This is a genomic window from Marivita hallyeonensis (assembly GCF_900129875.1).
In the GTDB taxonomy this organism is placed as follows: Bacteria; Pseudomonadota; Alphaproteobacteria; order Rhodobacterales; family Rhodobacteraceae; genus Marivita; species Marivita hallyeonensis.
Genome location: NZ_FQXC01000004.1, coordinates 383144 through 397662 on the forward strand (window position 1 = coordinate 383144; position 14519 = coordinate 397662).

A 14519-nucleotide genomic window follows, 5' to 3' on the forward strand; every position below is an offset into this window, starting at 1 on the left:
ATCCTGCGTACGTGATCCGATGGCACCAGAGGGTGCAGAACAGGGTCTTCAAAATCGTCTTCAATTGGTTCAGCATTTTCGTCACTCCACGAAAGGTTGAACCGGGCCCGGTGTCAGCTACAGTGCCGACAGGAACAGGATCGCAGATGCCCACCGAAAAGCCCCGACGGAGCGTGTCGGGACATGTCGGTCATTGTGTGCGGTCGTAGGTGTTTGTGGGGAAACGGTGCTGAGTTTTGGGACGCGCTTTGGTGATTTGATCCGGGAGAAACGCGAAGATCGCGGGTGGTCTTTCGCAGAGATGGCATTGGCCGTTTACGGAGAGGACGGCAAAGGCGGTGAAAGCCGGAAAGCGGATATCCAGAAACTGGAAGCCGGAAAAAGTGCGAAACCGACCGCGCGGACACTGAAGAAGTTTCGTGACGCATCAATTGTTTCAAAGGAGGAAATCGACGCCTGCCGGACAGCGGAAGAAATCGAACTTGCGCGATATGCGGAGCATTTGTTCGAGGTCATCAAGGAAGCTGTGGCGCAAACCGAGGTGTCGGATGATCTGGCCCTGGAACTGACCGAACGCTACGCCGCCGGAAACCCCGAAGACTTCGAAGGTGCGGTACGTGGTTTGATGCGGGCCTTGGAGATTGCGGCCAAGCGCCCGACCACGGGCAATCTGGATGCCGATGTGAACGACATCATCGCCGAGGTGAAGCGGCTCAATGATGTAGGTCAGATGGAAGATGCGGCGCGCGCGTTGGACGAGGCGCTGGAAGCAGGGCTCGCCGAAGAAGAGCTCCGCAAGGCGGGAAATGATGCACTGATCCGCGAAGGGATCGATCAGGCGATCCTGATGCGGGATGTGGAGAAGGCGGCTGCGCTGTTGGTGCGGCAGGTGGAACGGGAGACGCCGAGTACAAAACGGCAGTTTCAAATGTTGCACGATGTTGCAGTAGAATGGACGACTACGGGACGGGACCGTGGTCTGGCGTTTGACTTGGAAGTCAGCATTGCATTGTCCCGGATGTTGATGGACCGCGCCAGCGATCGAGATGAACGCGGACAGGCTGCGAACCGAACTGGCAATGCGCTGTCTGCCCTCGGGGAGCGCGAAAGCGGGACCGCGCGGTTGGAGGAGGCGGTGGCGGCCTATCGCGCGGCGCTGGAGGAATACACGCGAGAGCGGGTGCCGCTGAACTGGGCCATGACGCAGAACAATCTAGGCAATGCGCTGTCAATCCTCGGGAAACGCGAAAGCGGGACGGCGCGGTTGGAGGAGGCTGTGACGGCCTATCGCGCGGCGCTGGAGGAACGGACGCGGGAGCGGGTGCCGCTGGACTGGGCCATGACGCAGAACAATCTGAGCAATGCGCTGCTCGCCCTCGGCGAGCGCGATAGCGGGACGGCGCGGTTGGAGGAGGCCGTGACGGCCTATCGCGCGGCGCTGGAGGAACGGACGCGGGAGCGGGTGCCGCTGGGCTGGGCCACGACGCAGAACAATCTGGGCAATGCGCTGCAATCCCTCGGAGAGCGCGAAAGCGGGACCACGCGGTTGGAGGAGGCGGTGGTGGCCTATCGCGCGGCGCTGGAGGAATACACGCGGGAGCGGGCGCCGCTGGAGTGGGCCGAGTCGCAGAACAATTTGGGTAACGTGCTGCAAATCCTCGGGGGACGCGAGAGCGGGACTGCGCGGTTGGAGGAAGCGGTGGCGGCCTATCGTGCGGCTTTGGAGGAATTCTCGCGTGAGCGGGTGCCGTTTCAGTGGGCGACGACGACGGAAAACCTTGGGTTGGCGTATGAGGCGTTCTTCGACAAGACGGGGGACCGGGCGCAGTTGGAAGAAGCGATTGCTTTGGTGCGGGCGGCGCGGGAGGTGTTTGAGGAGGCCGGAGCGTCGTTTTATATTGAGAAGTCGGATCGGATTTTGGCGGATTTGGAAGCGAAGCTTTGACGGTGCGGTGCGTGTGAACACGCACCCTACGGGGTTGGCTCCGCCTGTCGCGTCAGCGGCAGGCACGCGTCCGCCCGCCCCACGGCGGGCGCGTTCCGCACCCGCCCGGCCGGAGGCTTTGCACGCAAAGCCCAACCTTTTTGCAATGCGCGATCTCGTTCCAATATGCTGGCCTCGGCGCGCGGGCTTGGGTATGAGGGCCTCGGTTCAGGTGTGAGGCGGGCGGCATGTTCGAATACAAGGTGGTTCCGGCCCCGGTGAAGGGGCTCAAGGCCAAGGGGGTCAAAGGGGCGGAGGCGCGCTTTGCTTTGGCGGTGGAGCAGGCGATCAACGCGTTGGCGGCGGATGGCTGGGACTATGTGCGCACGGATGTGTTGCCCTCGGAAGAGCGGGTCGGCCTGACCGGGTCGGTGACGAACTGGCGCAACCTGATGGTGTTTCGGCGGGGTTTGGCGGTCGAGGCCGCTCCGGAGGCGGAGGTGGTGCTTGCGCGGATGGAGCCGGTGTTGACGGCGCCTGCGGTGGCGGCGGTGCCGGAGGGTGACGGGGTGGCAGAGGATCATCCGCAGTCCGACGCGCTTGCGAAGCAGGCGGATGACGCGGATTTCGAGGAAGGGCCGGAGGAGACGCGGCCGGCGTGAGTTTGGTGACGGAGTGACGCCCCGGTCTACGGTGTGGCGGGTTGGAACCCCTCCCTACGTGTCGAGGTCCATGCTGAGCGCGTGGATGGCGGCGGTCAGCTCGGGGCCGAGGGCCTTGTGCACCATGCGGTGGCGGTTGATGCGGGACTGACCCGCGAAGGCGTCTGAGCGGATCACGACGTGGAAATGGCTTTCGCCGCCCTCCTGGTAGCCGGCATGGCCGCGATGGCGTTCGCTGTCGTCGCGCACGGTGAGTTCGCGGGGCGCCAATGCGTCACGCAAGCGGGTCTCGATCTGTTCGGTTCGGGTCATTTTTTCGCCTCCAAGGGCTTACCTCCGGCGCGGTTTGGTCTACACTCACGCCTCCGAGTCGAAAAGGGCAGGTTATGAGCAAATCAGATCCATTCGGTTTCGATATGTCGATCAAGTCGGCCAAGAAGAAGAATCCGCGCGGACGGCGCGGGATGTCCGGCGCGTCCGAGACCTCGACCCGAATCTGCGACCACGAGGGCTGCGAGGAGGCGGGCAAGTTCCGCGCGCCGAAAGCGCCGGATGTTCTCGACGACTTCTACTGGTTCTGCCAGGAGCATGTGCGCGAGTACAACACCAAGTGGAACTTCTTCGACGGCAAGACCGAGGCCGAGATGAACGCGCAGGCGAGCTCGGACAAAGTGTGGGAGCGGCGCACGAAAGATTGGCGCGATCCCGAGGCCAAGGCCTGGGCGCGGCTGGGGATCGAGGACCCGCATCAGGTGCTGGGTGCCAATGCGACGCGGAACCCGGGCAAGAACGGGGCGTCCACGGGGCACACCAAGCGGCTGCCGCCGACCGAGCGGCGGGCGATCGAGATCCTCGAGGCGAAGGACACCTGGACGAAGGCGGAGGTGCGCAAGGCGTACAAATCGCTGATCAAGGTGCTGCACCCGGACATGAACGGCGGCGACCGGTCTCAGGAAGAGCAGCTGCAGGAGGTGGTCTGGGCCTGGGACCAGATCAAGGACAGTCGGAATTTTAAGTGAGGGGTTGGGTTTGTGCCGGGCTGAAGCCCGGCCTACGCTGACGCTGCACCGGACATGCGATCCATGCCTTTGGCTTGTTTTTGCGACGAATTCCAATTTGGTGCAAAACTAATGATATGTACGCCGACAAGGGCGGATTCCACGCTTTCTCTGCACCTGCGAACAAGTCTCGTCTTTCCGGAAAAAGCCGACATTCTGAAACGTTGTCGATGAATTTCTGATCGACCGAATGGGCCAAACGCGCTTTTGCTTCAGGCCACCGTTAGCTCAATGGGCGCTAACACCTGACATCCAAGACGCGGCGTATATTGAGAGTGCGTCATTGTTGGGAAGATAGATCCGTCGCTGATCTGTCGGCGGCGACCTCGATCCAGTGGACAACGCAAGAAGCGCCGCGCCTTCGCTCGTACCGGTGGCACTATCCGATGCCTCGACATTACAGTTCGTTGCTGTTGCGAGCATGGCGCAGAAACTAGGGTTCCCGGCGAATGGCCCCTCAATGATGACGGTGCCCTCGTGTCCCGTAAGCGACAAACATTCCGCTGTCATGAGAGCCAGATAGAATCCCGTCGCCACAGTGCGTTCAATGCTGCAAACGGGTGGTTCGGTGCCAACCCACTTTGCTCGGCGATTTTGAAACGGCCCGCTCTCTGGAATGATTGAGGGCAAGAGCATCAGACCGCTTCGCGCGACTCCGGTTAGGTCGTCCTCAGTATAGTCGACAGGAGCACCTTGAAGGATCGTGTCATATTCACGCCCCCCCATGAACCGCGCAGATGGGACGGGATCGCCCAAGGCATTGACGTTGATCAAAGTGTCGCGTGCAGGATCGAGGTTTGTTTGTTTGCCCCCAACACTCATTGCGATAACCCAAGTGCCCGTTGAGACCACGGAGAACGGCGCCTTTTGCCGAAAGACGTACGGCAACAGCGACGCATTCGAGTCGTGAATGCCGCAGTAGACCGGCGTTGAGGGATCAAGGCCGGCCCGGTCGGCGATATCGGGAAGAAGTGTTCCGAGGATCTCCGAGCATTTGCGAGGGGTCCCGATCTTATCGGCAATGCCTAAGCTATGGACCAAATTTGAAAAGGAGTTCGTGTGCGGATTCCAAAGGTCGGTATGACAGCCGAGTGAGCTTACGTCGCAGGCATAAGCACCCGTCAGCCTGTAGGCCCAGTATTGCGGATATGTGACGATGGCGACTGTTTGGCGCCGCAAGTCGGGGTCTTCGGTGAATTGCCAATGAAGCTGGGCGCCGAGGTTGAGGCCCATGGGCAAGCGCGGTGCACCTGTTTCTTCAAACGGCGGTCTGATGGAGTCATAGGCGGCGGCAGTGGCATCAGGCCCATTGTGTTCGTAGTCAAGGATAGGTGCTACGAGATCACCATCGGGACCGATCAATGCAGCGCAGGCGCCGTGGGTCGTGATCGAGATCGCGTCGATGATGTGGCTTTGGTGAAAACTGGCCATCGCATCCAGCAGGAAATTCCAGATGCCATCGACATCGAAATGGGGCCAGGGCGGCCCGGCCAGAACCGTGTTGGGGCGTTTGACGACCGCCAACTCCTTCAGCGTAGACAAGTCCACCAGTGCGAGCTTGGCGTTTGTCTTGCCGATGTCGATGACGGCCACATGGGTCATAGCATGTGAAACATGGACGTCAGTGGCACGGCAACGGGTTCATTGTCGGGCTTGGTGTCCATGATGTCGGCCATATGGGCCCACCACTTTTGCATGATCTCGTGATCAGGCAGCGCGCCCATAGTGTGTTCGTCTTTGCGCCAAAGCACCCCGAACAGGATGTTGGTGTCCTCGTCCAGATGGATTGAATAATCCGAGACGCCAGCGTCTTTCAGCAGCGTCACAAGCTCTGGCCAGATCTCATCGTGGCGTTTCTTGTATTCATCCCGACACCCCGGCGTCAGATGCATCTTGAAGGCGTACTTTTCCATCAGCGGGTCCTCCACATCGTCCATAGGCGTGGCAGTGCGATAACGCCGATGAGCAATGCGCCAATCACGATGGACATTACGATGCCGGGTACGTTGAGCAACCCAAGACCGAAGGTAACGAGGCCCATGACGAAGGCCGCGATGACTACGCCGGGGATCGAGCCTGATCCGCCGAGGATGTTGACGCCTCCGAGGACAACCATCGTGACAATCTCCAACTCCCACCCCGTAGCGATGGACGGGCGGGTGGATCCCAGGCGCGAGGTCAGGCAGATCGCCGCGATGCCGGACATCAAGCCAGTCAGCAGAAACAGGATGAATTTCACCCGCCCCACGCGGATACCGGAAAACAGCGCGCCGGTGGGGTTGTTGCCGATCGCATAGACCGCACGACCAAAGTTGGTCATGTGCAGGACCACGCCGTAGATCACGGCAATGATGGCGAACAGCACGAATTCAAACGAGATCACCCACCAGACGTAGCCCTGTCCGAAGAAGGCAAATTCAGGCGGGTAACCGCGATAGGCCTGATCCCCGAGGATGATGAAACTGATCCCGCGAAACAGGGACATGGTGCCGATGGTCACAACAATGGACGGCAGGCCAAGACCAGTGACAAGGATGCCGTTGAAAGCACCACACACCAGCCCCGTGGCCAGCCCGATCAGAACCAGCCCTTCGGTGCCCACGCCCATTTGCACGGCGGCCCCCATTGCGGTGGAGGCCAGCGCGATGATCGACGCCACTGACAAATCGATCTCGCCCGAGATGATCAGCAGCGCCATGGCGAAGGCGATCATCGCTTTTTCGGTGAAATTGAACGTCGCGTCGCTGAGGTTCCATGCGTTCAGGAAGTAGGGCGAGGCGAAGGAATTGGCCACAAAGATGCCAATCGCCACCAGCATCAGAAGGCTTTCCCAGCTCTTGACTTTGCGCTCCAGCGGGGATTGCAGGCGGTCGGGGATGCTGCGCGTGTTCATGTGGCGTGCTCCGCTTTTTTCAGGATAATGCGACCCGGCGATCGGTTGGCCTGTGCGTTTAGGACGACCGCAATGATGATCGCGCCGCCAGAGATCGCCATTTGGGAGAAGGGTGAGATATTCACGACCGGAAGGGCGTTGGCGATGATGCCCAGAAACAGCGCGCCGAGCAGCGCCCCGAAAACGGTGCCGATGCCACCCATGATCGACACACCGCCGATGACGCAGGCTGCCACAACGGTCAGCTCAAACCCGCCTGCAACGTCGACATAGGCCACGGCAAAGCGGGACACCCAAAGGTAGCCCGTCAGCCCAGCGATGGCGCCCGAGATGGTGAAGGCCCAGAACTGTGTCTTGCCCACGTTGATGCCAGCATAGGTCGCCGCATGGGGGTTGCCGCCTGCCGCATAAAATGCGCGACCCAGCGATGTGCGGGTCATGACTATGGTGAACAGGATAACAGCAGCAATAGCGATCCAGCTGAGGATCGGCAGGCCCAGTAGGTCCGTGCGGGGGACGGATTTGAAGCTGTCCGACATCTCGTGGCTGTTGACCCATTTGCCTTCGGTCAGAAGGAAGATGATGCCGCGAAAGATCGTCATGGTGCCCAGCGTCACCACGATCGGTGGGATTGCCAGTTTCCAAACCAGAATGCCGTTGAACATTCCCAGCAGGGTTCCAAAGCCGATGGCGATGAGCACAATAAAGATCACCGGCAGGCCGGGGACGGCGATGTTGATCAGGGATACGACCATACCTGTTAGTGCCAGATTGGCCGCGACGGACAGATCAATGCATTTTGTCAGGATTACGATCATCTGACCAATGGCCAAGAGGATCAGTGGTGAGGTGTCGTTGAACACTGCCAAAAGGTTTGACGGGACCACGAAAGCGGGAAACCGCCATGCGATGATGGCCAAAAGGATCGCAATCGCGACCATCAATAGCGCTTCGCGAGATGCGAGGAGTTTGGTCATGCGGTGGCCTCCGTAATGCCTGCGGCGTGGCTGACCAGCACTTCAGGGCTAATGTCTTGGCGGTCGAGCTCAGCGGCGATCCGCCCCTCGCGCATGATGATCACACGGTCCGACATTCCGACGATTTCGGGGATTTCTGAGCTTACCATGATGACCGCCAGCCCTTGGGCGGCCAGTTCTGCCATGAACTCATGCACGGCGGCTTTGGACCCGATATCAATGCCTTTGGTGGGCTCATCGAGGATGATGACCTTAGGTTCGGTCGCGAGCCATTTGGCGATGACAACCTTCTGTTGGTTGCCGCCCGACAGGCTGCCTACATGGGTGTCCAAAGACGCGGCGCGCAGGTCCAGCCGTTCCGTGTATTCACGCGCCAGTTTGAATTCTTCGGCCAATTTCAGAAAGCCCTTGCGGGAGGTCTGTTTCAAGGACGGCAGGGTCACGTTCTGAAAAATGGGCAGATCAACGATCGCGCCTTGTTTGCCGCGGTCCTCTGGGACGTAGACGATGCCATGGGACACCGCATCGGCGGGGGAGCGGATGGTCGTCTCAGCCCCATCAATATGCACTGTTCCGGCGGTGGGTTTAGTGGTGCCAAACAGCGCCTGCATGAATTCCGAGCGGCCCGCGCCTACGAGGCCATAAAAGCCAAGGATTTCGCCTCGTCTGAGGGTGAAGCCGATGTCGGCAAATTCGGTCGGGTGGTCGTAGCCTTCGACGGTCAGGACCTCTTCGCCCAGTTTACGGTCGCGTTCGGGGAAGATCTGGCTCACGTCGCGGCCGACCATCATCTTGACCAGCTCGGCCTCGCTCACATCGGCAATGGCGCCGTCGCCGACCATCTGGCCATCGCGGAAGACCGTGTAATTGTCGGCGATGCGGAAAATCTCGTCGAATTTGTGGCTGATGAACAGGATTGCTTTGCCCTGCGCCTTTAGACCATCGACCAACTCATACAGCTCTTCGATCTCAGCGTGGCTGAGGGCGGCAGTTGGTTCGTCCATGATGACCACCCGCGCGTCCACGGACAGGGCGCGGGAAATGGCGACAAGGTGTTTGTTGGCGGTGCCAAGCTCCTTGAGGATCGTGCCTGGGTCGATCTTTGCGCCTAGCCCGTCCAGAATTTCTTGTGCGCCCTTGTGCATGGCGCGGATGTCGATCAGGCCAAAGCGGCCCTTGGGTGCGTGACCCAGAAAGATGTTTTCGGCAACGCTGAGTTCGTCAAACAACACGGTTTCCTGATGGATCGCGGTGACGCCTGCGTTTTCAGCGGATTGCGGTGTCGGGAATTGTACGGCCGCGCCGTCGACCCGGATTTCGCCGCCGTCGGGCTGGTAGATACCTGTCAGGGTTTTTACGACCGTTGACTTGCCTGCGCCGTTTTCGCCCACAAGGGCTGTGACTTTGCCCGGATAGAGGTCAATGGACACCTCAGAAAGCGCTCGCACCCCGGGGAAGGTCTTGGTCACCTTTTTTAGGGACAGAACGGGGGCGTCAGATGGGGACACGGTGGGCCTCATGTGCAAGTCAGGAATTTGGAAATGGGGAGAGGGCGGGTCTGGCGCAGGCAAGCCGCGCCAGACCTGGTGACATCAGAAGATGTCTTTGAACTGGTCGATGTTGGAGCTGTCATAGGTGAACGGATCGGCCATAGCGGCGCTGCCCGTTTCATCCAACGTGATAGACCCCATTCGTCCCATCGGAATTTCGCCGCTGGGGTCGGTGCCGGTGGCCAATGCATGAGCGATCATCGTGGCCGAGTAGCCTAGATCGATCGGGTTCCAGATGGCAAAGCTCTCGGTTGCGCCGCTTTCCACGCAACCCGCCATCTCGGACGGAAGGCCGAGGCCCGTGACGTTGATCTCACCGATCTTGCCCGCGTCAGACACCGCCTGACAGGCTGCAAGGATACCCACGGTCGTTGGCGCGATGATCGCCTTCAGATCAGGGTAGGTTTGCATCAGGCCCTGCGCTTCGCGGTATGACTTGTCCGACAGGTCGTCGCCATAGACCGTAGCGACCAATTCGATGCCCGGATAGTTCGGCAGCACTTCTTCGGCGGCCGCGATCCAGGCGTTCTGGTTGGTGGAGGTCGTCGTGGCTGACAGGATCGCCACCTGACCGCCATCGGGCATGTGATCCGCAGCCAGCTTGATGATGGTGTTGCCAATCAGAGGCGTTGAAGATGGGTTCAGATGCATCATCCGGCCTTCTTCGGCCACACCGGAATCCCAGCTGATAACGGTGATGCCGCGGTCCATCGCTCGCTTAAGTGCTGGAACGACGGCGTCTGGGTCATTGGCGGAAATCGCAATGGCATCAACGCCTTGTGCGATCAGGCTGTTGATCACCTCGATCTGGCCTTCGGCGGTGGTGTCTGTGGGACCGGTGTAAATGATCTCGACATTTCCGAGCTCTGCAGCGGCCTCTTCGGCGCCTTCTGCTGCGGCCTCAAAGAAGCCGATGCCAAGGGCTTTGACCACAATTGCGATGCGCATGTCATCCTGCGCCATGGCCGTTGTGCCCATCATGCTCGCAGCCATGCTGAGGCCTGCGACAAGTGAAGTGAAAGTACGACGTTTCATATTGGATCCTCCCTGAAAGAACGTCTGGTCATTAAGCGGTTAAGAGGCCGCCTCATCCTCGGCCTGCCCGACGCCGGCATCGGCGACGATCAGGGTAACTTCTGCGGCTTCCAGCATGCTGGCGGCCTTGTCGGATATGCCATCGTCGGTGATGACCGTGTCGATCCGTGACAACGGGCACAGCACAAGGCTGGAACGTTGTTCGAATTTTGAACTGTCCACTAGGACCACCAGTTCATCCGCTTGGCCGATTAACTTCTGTTCGGCCTGGATGAGCAGTGGGTCAGCCTCCATCAAACCCAGCGGCCCAATGCCTTGCGCGCCCATGAACATGCGGCGGGCGTAGAAGTTGCGCGTCACGTCGTTGTCGAAGGGCGACAGGATGATGTTCTGTTCGCGGTAGATCGCACCGCCTGACAGCATAATCGTGTTCTTGGAATGCTTCAGCAGGTGTTCTGCGATGGGAAAACTGTTGGTGAAGACCTGACAGCGGCGGGACGCCAGCGGGTGCACCATTTGAAACGTCGTGGTGCCGCCGTTGATGATGATTGGGTCACCATCTTCGCACAGATCCACGGCGGCGCGGGCAATCGCGCGCTTTTCGGGGCTGTGAAGCGTTTCGTTGACAGCGAAAGGCCGTCCTGCAAGGCCGACGAACTGCGGTGGCGTGATGGCTTCGGCGCCACCACGAACGCGGCGCAGCTTCTTTTGCATGTGAAGGCTGGCGATATCGCGGCGGATCGTGGCCTCTGACGCGCCGGTCAGTCCGCACAAGTCTCCGACTGTCACTACGGGACGGTCCTGCACGGCAGATAGAATTATTCTGTGGCGTTCAGTCTCGTGCATTTCGTCCTCCCGCCTTCAACGTTGTTCAGATTCGCAGCACCTGTCAATCATTTTCAATCACAAACAATCATTCTGCGCCGTAGCATGATTGAAATTGATTGTTTATGATTGACAACATGCAGTTGTATACGCAGCCTACCGGCATGTTCAGAGGGTGCCGCCGTGCCCCTGCAGGGAGGAAAGAATGTTGAAAACCGCTGAAAAGCAGCTGCTTGAAAACCGTTGGTCCGACGCTGATGCGGCGGGAATGAGCGAATCGGAACTGCTGCTCTACCGCTCCAACATCCTCGGTTCGGACAAGCGGGTGACCAATTACGGCGGCGGAAATACATCGGCCAAAGTGATGGAAACGGACCCTTTGACCGGCGATCAGGTTGAGGTTCTTTGGGTCAAAGGATCGGGCGGTGACATCGGATCCATCAAGATGGACGGCTTTTCGACGCTTTACATGGATAAGCTGCGCGCGCTGAAAGACCTGTATCGCGGGGTCGAGTTCGAGGACGAAATGGTAGCGTACCTGCCCCATTGCACGTTCAACCTGAACCCGCGCGCGGCCTCCATCGACACCCCCTTGCACGCCTATGTGCCACGCACCCATGTGGATCACGTCCATGCGGATGCGATCATCGCAATTGCCGCCTCGGCCAACTCTGAAGAGCTGACAAAACGCGTATTCGGCGACCGGATCGGCTGGCTGCCTTGGAAACGGCCGGGCTATGAATTGGGTCTTTGGCTTGAGAAATTCTGCCTTGAGAACCCCGATGCCGACGGCGTGGTTTTGGCCAGCCACGGCTTGTTCACATGGGGTGACACGGCCAAGGAATGCTATGACACCACCATTGATGTGATCAACGTGGCGACTGAATGGCTGGCCGCCGAAAGCGAGGGTAAACCGGCCTTCGGTGGTGCAAAGCACGAAAGCCTGCACGCCGCCGCCCGCCGTGCGATCGCCGCCCGTCTGATGCCCACGATCCGTGGATTCGTCAGCGGCAACCAGCACATGGTTGGCCATTTCAACGACAGCGATGCGGTGCTGGAATTTGTGAATTCTCAGGACATGGAACCGCTTGCGGCGCTCGGCACCTCTTGCCCGGACCATTTCCTGCGCACGAAAATCCGCCCTCTCGCTGTCGATTTTGATCCCGCAAAGAACAACATCGATGAGGTGCTCGAAGGTCTTCCCAAGCAGATCGCGGATTACCGCGACGACTACGCCGCCTATTACGAACGCTGCAAACACGACGACAGTCCCGCCCTGCGTGATCCCAATGCGGTGGTCTATCTGGTGCCCGGCGTGGGCATGATCACCTTTGCAAAAGACAAGGCAACGGCGAGGATCAGTGGCGAATTCTATGTCAACGCGATCAACGTGATGCGCGGCGCGTCAGCGGTCAGCGAGTATTGCGGCCTGCCCGAACAGGAAGCCTTCGATATCGAATACTGGCTTCTCGAAGAGGCCAAGCTGCAGCGTATGCCCAAGCCCAAGGCGCTTGCGGGCCGTGTGGCACTTGTCACAGGCGGTGCAGGGGGCATCGGGTCTGCCACCGCAGAACGCTACCTGCGGGAAGGGGCCTGCGTGATGCTGGCCGACATCAACGACGAAGCTCTGGCCTCAACGTTGGATAGTCTCACTTCGCGGTTTGGTTCGGATGTGGTCCGGCAGGTCAACATGAACGTGACAGATGAGAACGCCGTCGCCGCCGCCTACGAGGACCTCGCCGTTGAATTTGGCGGCGTTGATATTCTCGTCTCCAACGCGGGTATCGCATCCTCGGCACCGGTCGAGGACACCACGCTTGAGCTATGGAACAAGAACATGGACATCCTCAGCACGGGGTACTTCCTGGTCAGTCGCGAGGCTTTCAAGGTCATGCGGGTGCAGGACCTGGGCGGTTCGATCATTTTCGTCGCGTCCAAAAACGGCCTTGCGGCATCGCCCAATGCGTCGGCCTATTGCACGGCCAAAGCTTCAGAAATCCATCTGGCCCGTTGTCTGGCGCTCGAAGGTGCAGAGGCGGGCATTCGCGTCAATGTTGTGAACCCCGACGCCGTGCTGCGCGGGTCCAAGATCTGGGAAGGCGACTGGCTGGAACAGCGCGCGGGCACCTATGGCACCGACAAGGACGGGCTGGAGGAAATGTATCGCCAACGGTCAATGCTTAAACGATCGGTTCTGCCCGAAGATATCGCCGAGGCTGCCTATTTCTTTGCCGCAGACACTTCCTCCAAGTCCACTGGCAACATCATCAACGTGGACGCTGGCAACGTTCAGGCGTTCACACGGTAAGAGGCGAATATGAGCTATGACAGCGCAAAAGCACAGTTTGCAGACTGGGGCATCGACACCGAAGCCGCGATTGAACGCCTGAAAACCATCCCGATTTCTATGCATTGCTGGCAAGGCGATGACGTGGTCGGGTTTGAACAAAAAACAGGATCGTCTGGTGGCGGCATTCAGGCGACTGGGAACCATCCCGGTCGCGCCCGCACGCCGGATGAGCTGCGGGCCGATCTAGAATTCGCCTACTCCATGGTCCCCGGGTCGCACCGACTGAACCTGCATGCGATGTATCTAGACACGGAAAAGATCCCCGACCGAGATGAGATCGAGTACAAACATTTCGCGCCGTGGGTGGACTGGGCCAAGGATCAGGGTCTCGGACTTGATTTCAACCCAACGTTCTTTGCCCATGACAAGGCGGACGATAATCTTACCCTGTCACACCCCGACCAAGGCATCCGCGATTTCTGGATCGAACATGGGCGCCGGACCCGCGAGATTGCAGCACAAATCGGGTCAGAGCTTGGCTCCACCTGCGTCAACAACATTTGGGTGCCAGACGGGTACAAAGACACGCCTGTTGACCGCATGGCAGCCCGTCGCCGGTTGGAGACGTCTATCGACCAGATGATCGCCGCGCGCTACGATGGCGCGCACATGCGTGATGCTGTGGAAAGCAAACTCTTCGGTATCGGGGTAGAGGCCTGCACCGTCGGTAGCCACGAATTCTACATGGGCTATGCCATGAAGAACGATACGGTGCTTTGCCTAGATATGGGCCATTTCCATCCCACGGAAAACGTGGCCGACAAGCTAAGTGCGGCATCACTTTTTGTGGATGAAATCCTGTTGCACGTCTCTCGTCCGATGCGGTGGGACAGCGACCATGTGATCCTTCAAAGCGATGATGTGCTGCAGATTGCGCAGGAACTTGTGGCCTCTGATCTGCTGGATCGGACCTATATCGGACTTGATTTCTTTGACGCCACCATCAGCCGGACAGCGGCCTGGGTGATTGGCACGCGGAACATGCAAAAGGCGCTGTTGCGCGCCTTGCTGATGCCGCTTGACCGTCTTCGGTCTGCAGAAGATGCGTTGGATTTCACACAGCGTTTGGTCGTGACCGAACAACTCAAAGACTTGCCATTTGGGCGCGTTTGGGATGAGTTTTGCACGCGAATGAATTGTCCATCAGGTCTGCAACTGGTCGATCAACTTGAGCATTATCAAATGACTGTTTCAGGGCGCTGACGGATCGATCAAGCTTTGGCAATGTGTCGCCGCAACCACTGT

At 59.3% G+C, this 14519-nt stretch carries 13 protein-coding genes; 5 read left to right on the forward strand and 8 right to left on the reverse strand.

The genetic code is table 11. From position 1 onward, the window contains the following. The first annotated feature begins 301 nt into the window (after nucleotides 1-301). Both BUA42_RS14775 and BUA42_RS14780 read left to right on the forward strand, forming a co-directional pair. Entirely contained in the window at nucleotides 302-1945 is a 1644-nt protein-coding gene (locus BUA42_RS14775; RefSeq protein ID WP_084066263.1) for a tetratricopeptide repeat protein, read from the forward strand. A gap of 227 nt (nucleotides 1946-2172) precedes the next feature. Further along, on the forward strand, nucleotides 2173-2586 hold the full coding sequence (locus BUA42_RS14780) for a DUF4177 domain-containing protein (RefSeq protein ID WP_072779062.1): 414 nt from the start codon (nucleotides 2173-2175) through the stop codon (nucleotides 2584-2586). 54 nt (nucleotides 2587-2640) lie between these two features. On the opposite strand, the gene BUA42_RS14785 is transcribed toward BUA42_RS14780, so the two are convergent. Beyond that, entirely contained in the window at nucleotides 2641-2898 is a 258-nt protein-coding gene (locus BUA42_RS14785) for a BolA family protein (protein WP_072779065.1), read from the reverse strand. A 74-nt stretch (nucleotides 2899-2972) separates the two neighbouring features. Here BUA42_RS14785 and BUA42_RS14790 point away from each other — a divergent pair, with 74 nt between their 5' ends. After that, nucleotides 2973-3605: a J domain-containing protein gene (locus BUA42_RS14790; RefSeq protein ID WP_072779066.1), complete on the forward strand. Its 633-nt coding sequence runs from the start codon at nucleotides 2973-2975 to the stop codon at nucleotides 3603-3605. 267 nt (nucleotides 3606-3872) lie between these two features. Here BUA42_RS14790 and BUA42_RS14795 read toward each other — a convergent pair whose 3' ends face one another. The 7 genes from BUA42_RS14795 to BUA42_RS14825 all read right to left on the reverse strand — a co-directional run bounded on the left by BUA42_RS14795 (nucleotide 3873) and on the right by BUA42_RS14825 (nucleotide 10945). Further along, nucleotides 3873-5246, reverse strand: coding sequence for an FGGY-family carbohydrate kinase (locus tag BUA42_RS14795; protein ID WP_072779067.1), 1374 nt, complete (start codon nucleotides 5244-5246; stop codon nucleotides 3873-3875). Next, nucleotides 5243-5557: an L-rhamnose mutarotase gene (rhaM, locus tag BUA42_RS14800; protein WP_178346911.1), complete on the reverse strand. Its 315-nt coding sequence runs from the start codon at nucleotides 5555-5557 to the stop codon at nucleotides 5243-5245. Before rhaM ends, BUA42_RS14795 begins: the two co-directional genes overlap by 4 nt. Further along, nucleotides 5557-6537, reverse strand: a complete 981-nt coding sequence (locus BUA42_RS14805; protein ID WP_072779068.1) for an ABC transporter permease — start codon at nucleotides 6535-6537, stop codon at nucleotides 5557-5559. The genes rhaM and BUA42_RS14805 overlap by 1 nt, the downstream gene beginning before the upstream one ends. Then, nucleotides 6534-7514 (reverse strand): ABC transporter permease, encoded by a 981-nt coding sequence (locus BUA42_RS14810; protein ID WP_072779069.1) that lies wholly within the window; start codon nucleotides 7512-7514, stop codon nucleotides 6534-6536. The genes BUA42_RS14805 and BUA42_RS14810 overlap by 4 nt, the downstream gene beginning before the upstream one ends. Continuing rightward, nucleotides 7511-9034, reverse strand: a complete 1524-nt coding sequence (locus tag BUA42_RS14815) for a sugar ABC transporter ATP-binding protein (RefSeq protein ID WP_072779070.1) — start codon at nucleotides 9032-9034, stop codon at nucleotides 7511-7513. Before BUA42_RS14815 ends, BUA42_RS14810 begins: the two co-directional genes overlap by 4 nt. A 72-nt stretch (nucleotides 9035-9106) precedes the next feature. Beyond that, nucleotides 9107-10099, reverse strand: a complete 993-nt coding sequence (gene rhaS / locus BUA42_RS14820) for a rhamnose ABC transporter substrate-binding protein (RefSeq protein ID WP_072779071.1) — start codon at nucleotides 10097-10099, stop codon at nucleotides 9107-9109. A gap of 39 nt (nucleotides 10100-10138) precedes the next feature. Then, nucleotides 10139-10945 carry a DeoR/GlpR family DNA-binding transcription regulator gene (locus BUA42_RS14825; protein ID WP_072779072.1) on the reverse strand — a complete coding sequence of 269 codons (807 nt, stop codon included), beginning with the start codon at nucleotides 10943-10945 and terminating at the stop codon, nucleotides 10139-10141. Between the two features lie 184 nt (nucleotides 10946-11129). On the opposite strand from BUA42_RS14825, the gene BUA42_RS14830 reads away from it, so the two are divergent. Then, the gene (locus tag BUA42_RS14830; RefSeq protein ID WP_072779073.1) at nucleotides 11130-13232 is read left to right on the forward strand and encodes a bifunctional rhamnulose-1-phosphate aldolase/short-chain dehydrogenase; all 2103 of its coding nucleotides are present in this window, start codon (nucleotides 11130-11132) and stop codon (nucleotides 13230-13232) included. Nucleotides 13233-13241: 9 nt separating this feature from the next. Further along, nucleotides 13242-14477 (forward strand): L-rhamnose isomerase, encoded by a 1236-nt coding sequence (locus tag BUA42_RS14835; protein WP_072779074.1) that lies wholly within the window; start codon nucleotides 13242-13244, stop codon nucleotides 14475-14477. The last annotated feature ends 42 nt before the right edge of the window (nucleotides 14478-14519 follow it).

Bases quoted from the DNA above. Each gene is read 5' to 3' on its own strand.
- BUA42_RS14775 (WP_084066263.1), top strand. From the start codon at position 302: ATGGCATTGGCCGTTTACGGAGAGGACGGCAAAGGCGGTGAAAGCCGG.
- BUA42_RS14780 (WP_072779062.1), top strand. From the start codon at position 2,173: ATGTTCGAATACAAGGTGGTTCCGGCCCCGGTGAAGGGGCTCAAGGCC.
- BUA42_RS14785 (WP_072779065.1), bottom strand. From the start codon at position 2,898: ATGACCCGAACCGAACAGATCGAGACCCGCTTGCGTGACGCATTGGCG.
- BUA42_RS14790 (WP_072779066.1), top strand. From the start codon at position 2,973: ATGAGCAAATCAGATCCATTCGGTTTCGATATGTCGATCAAGTCGGCC.
- BUA42_RS14795 (WP_072779067.1), bottom strand. From the start codon at position 5,246: ATGACCCATGTGGCCGTCATCGACATCGGCAAGACAAACGCCAAGCTC.
- rhaM (WP_178346911.1), bottom strand. From the start codon at position 5,557: ATGGAAAAGTACGCCTTCAAGATGCATCTGACGCCGGGGTGTCGGGAT.
- BUA42_RS14805 (WP_072779068.1), bottom strand. From the start codon at position 6,537: ATGAACACGCGCAGCATCCCCGACCGCCTGCAATCCCCGCTGGAGCGC.
- BUA42_RS14810 (WP_072779069.1), bottom strand. From the start codon at position 7,514: ATGACCAAACTCCTCGCATCTCGCGAAGCGCTATTGATGGTCGCGATT.
- BUA42_RS14815 (WP_072779070.1), bottom strand. From the start codon at position 9,034: ATGAGGCCCACCGTGTCCCCATCTGACGCCCCCGTTCTGTCCCTAAAA.
- rhaS (WP_072779071.1), bottom strand. From the start codon at position 10,099: ATGAAACGTCGTACTTTCACTTCACTTGTCGCAGGCCTCAGCATGGCT.
- BUA42_RS14825 (WP_072779072.1), bottom strand. From the start codon at position 10,945: ATGCACGAGACTGAACGCCACAGAATAATTCTATCTGCCGTGCAGGAC.
- BUA42_RS14830 (WP_072779073.1), top strand. From the start codon at position 11,130: ATGTTGAAAACCGCTGAAAAGCAGCTGCTTGAAAACCGTTGGTCCGAC.
- BUA42_RS14835 (WP_072779074.1), top strand. From the start codon at position 13,242: ATGAGCTATGACAGCGCAAAAGCACAGTTTGCAGACTGGGGCATCGAC.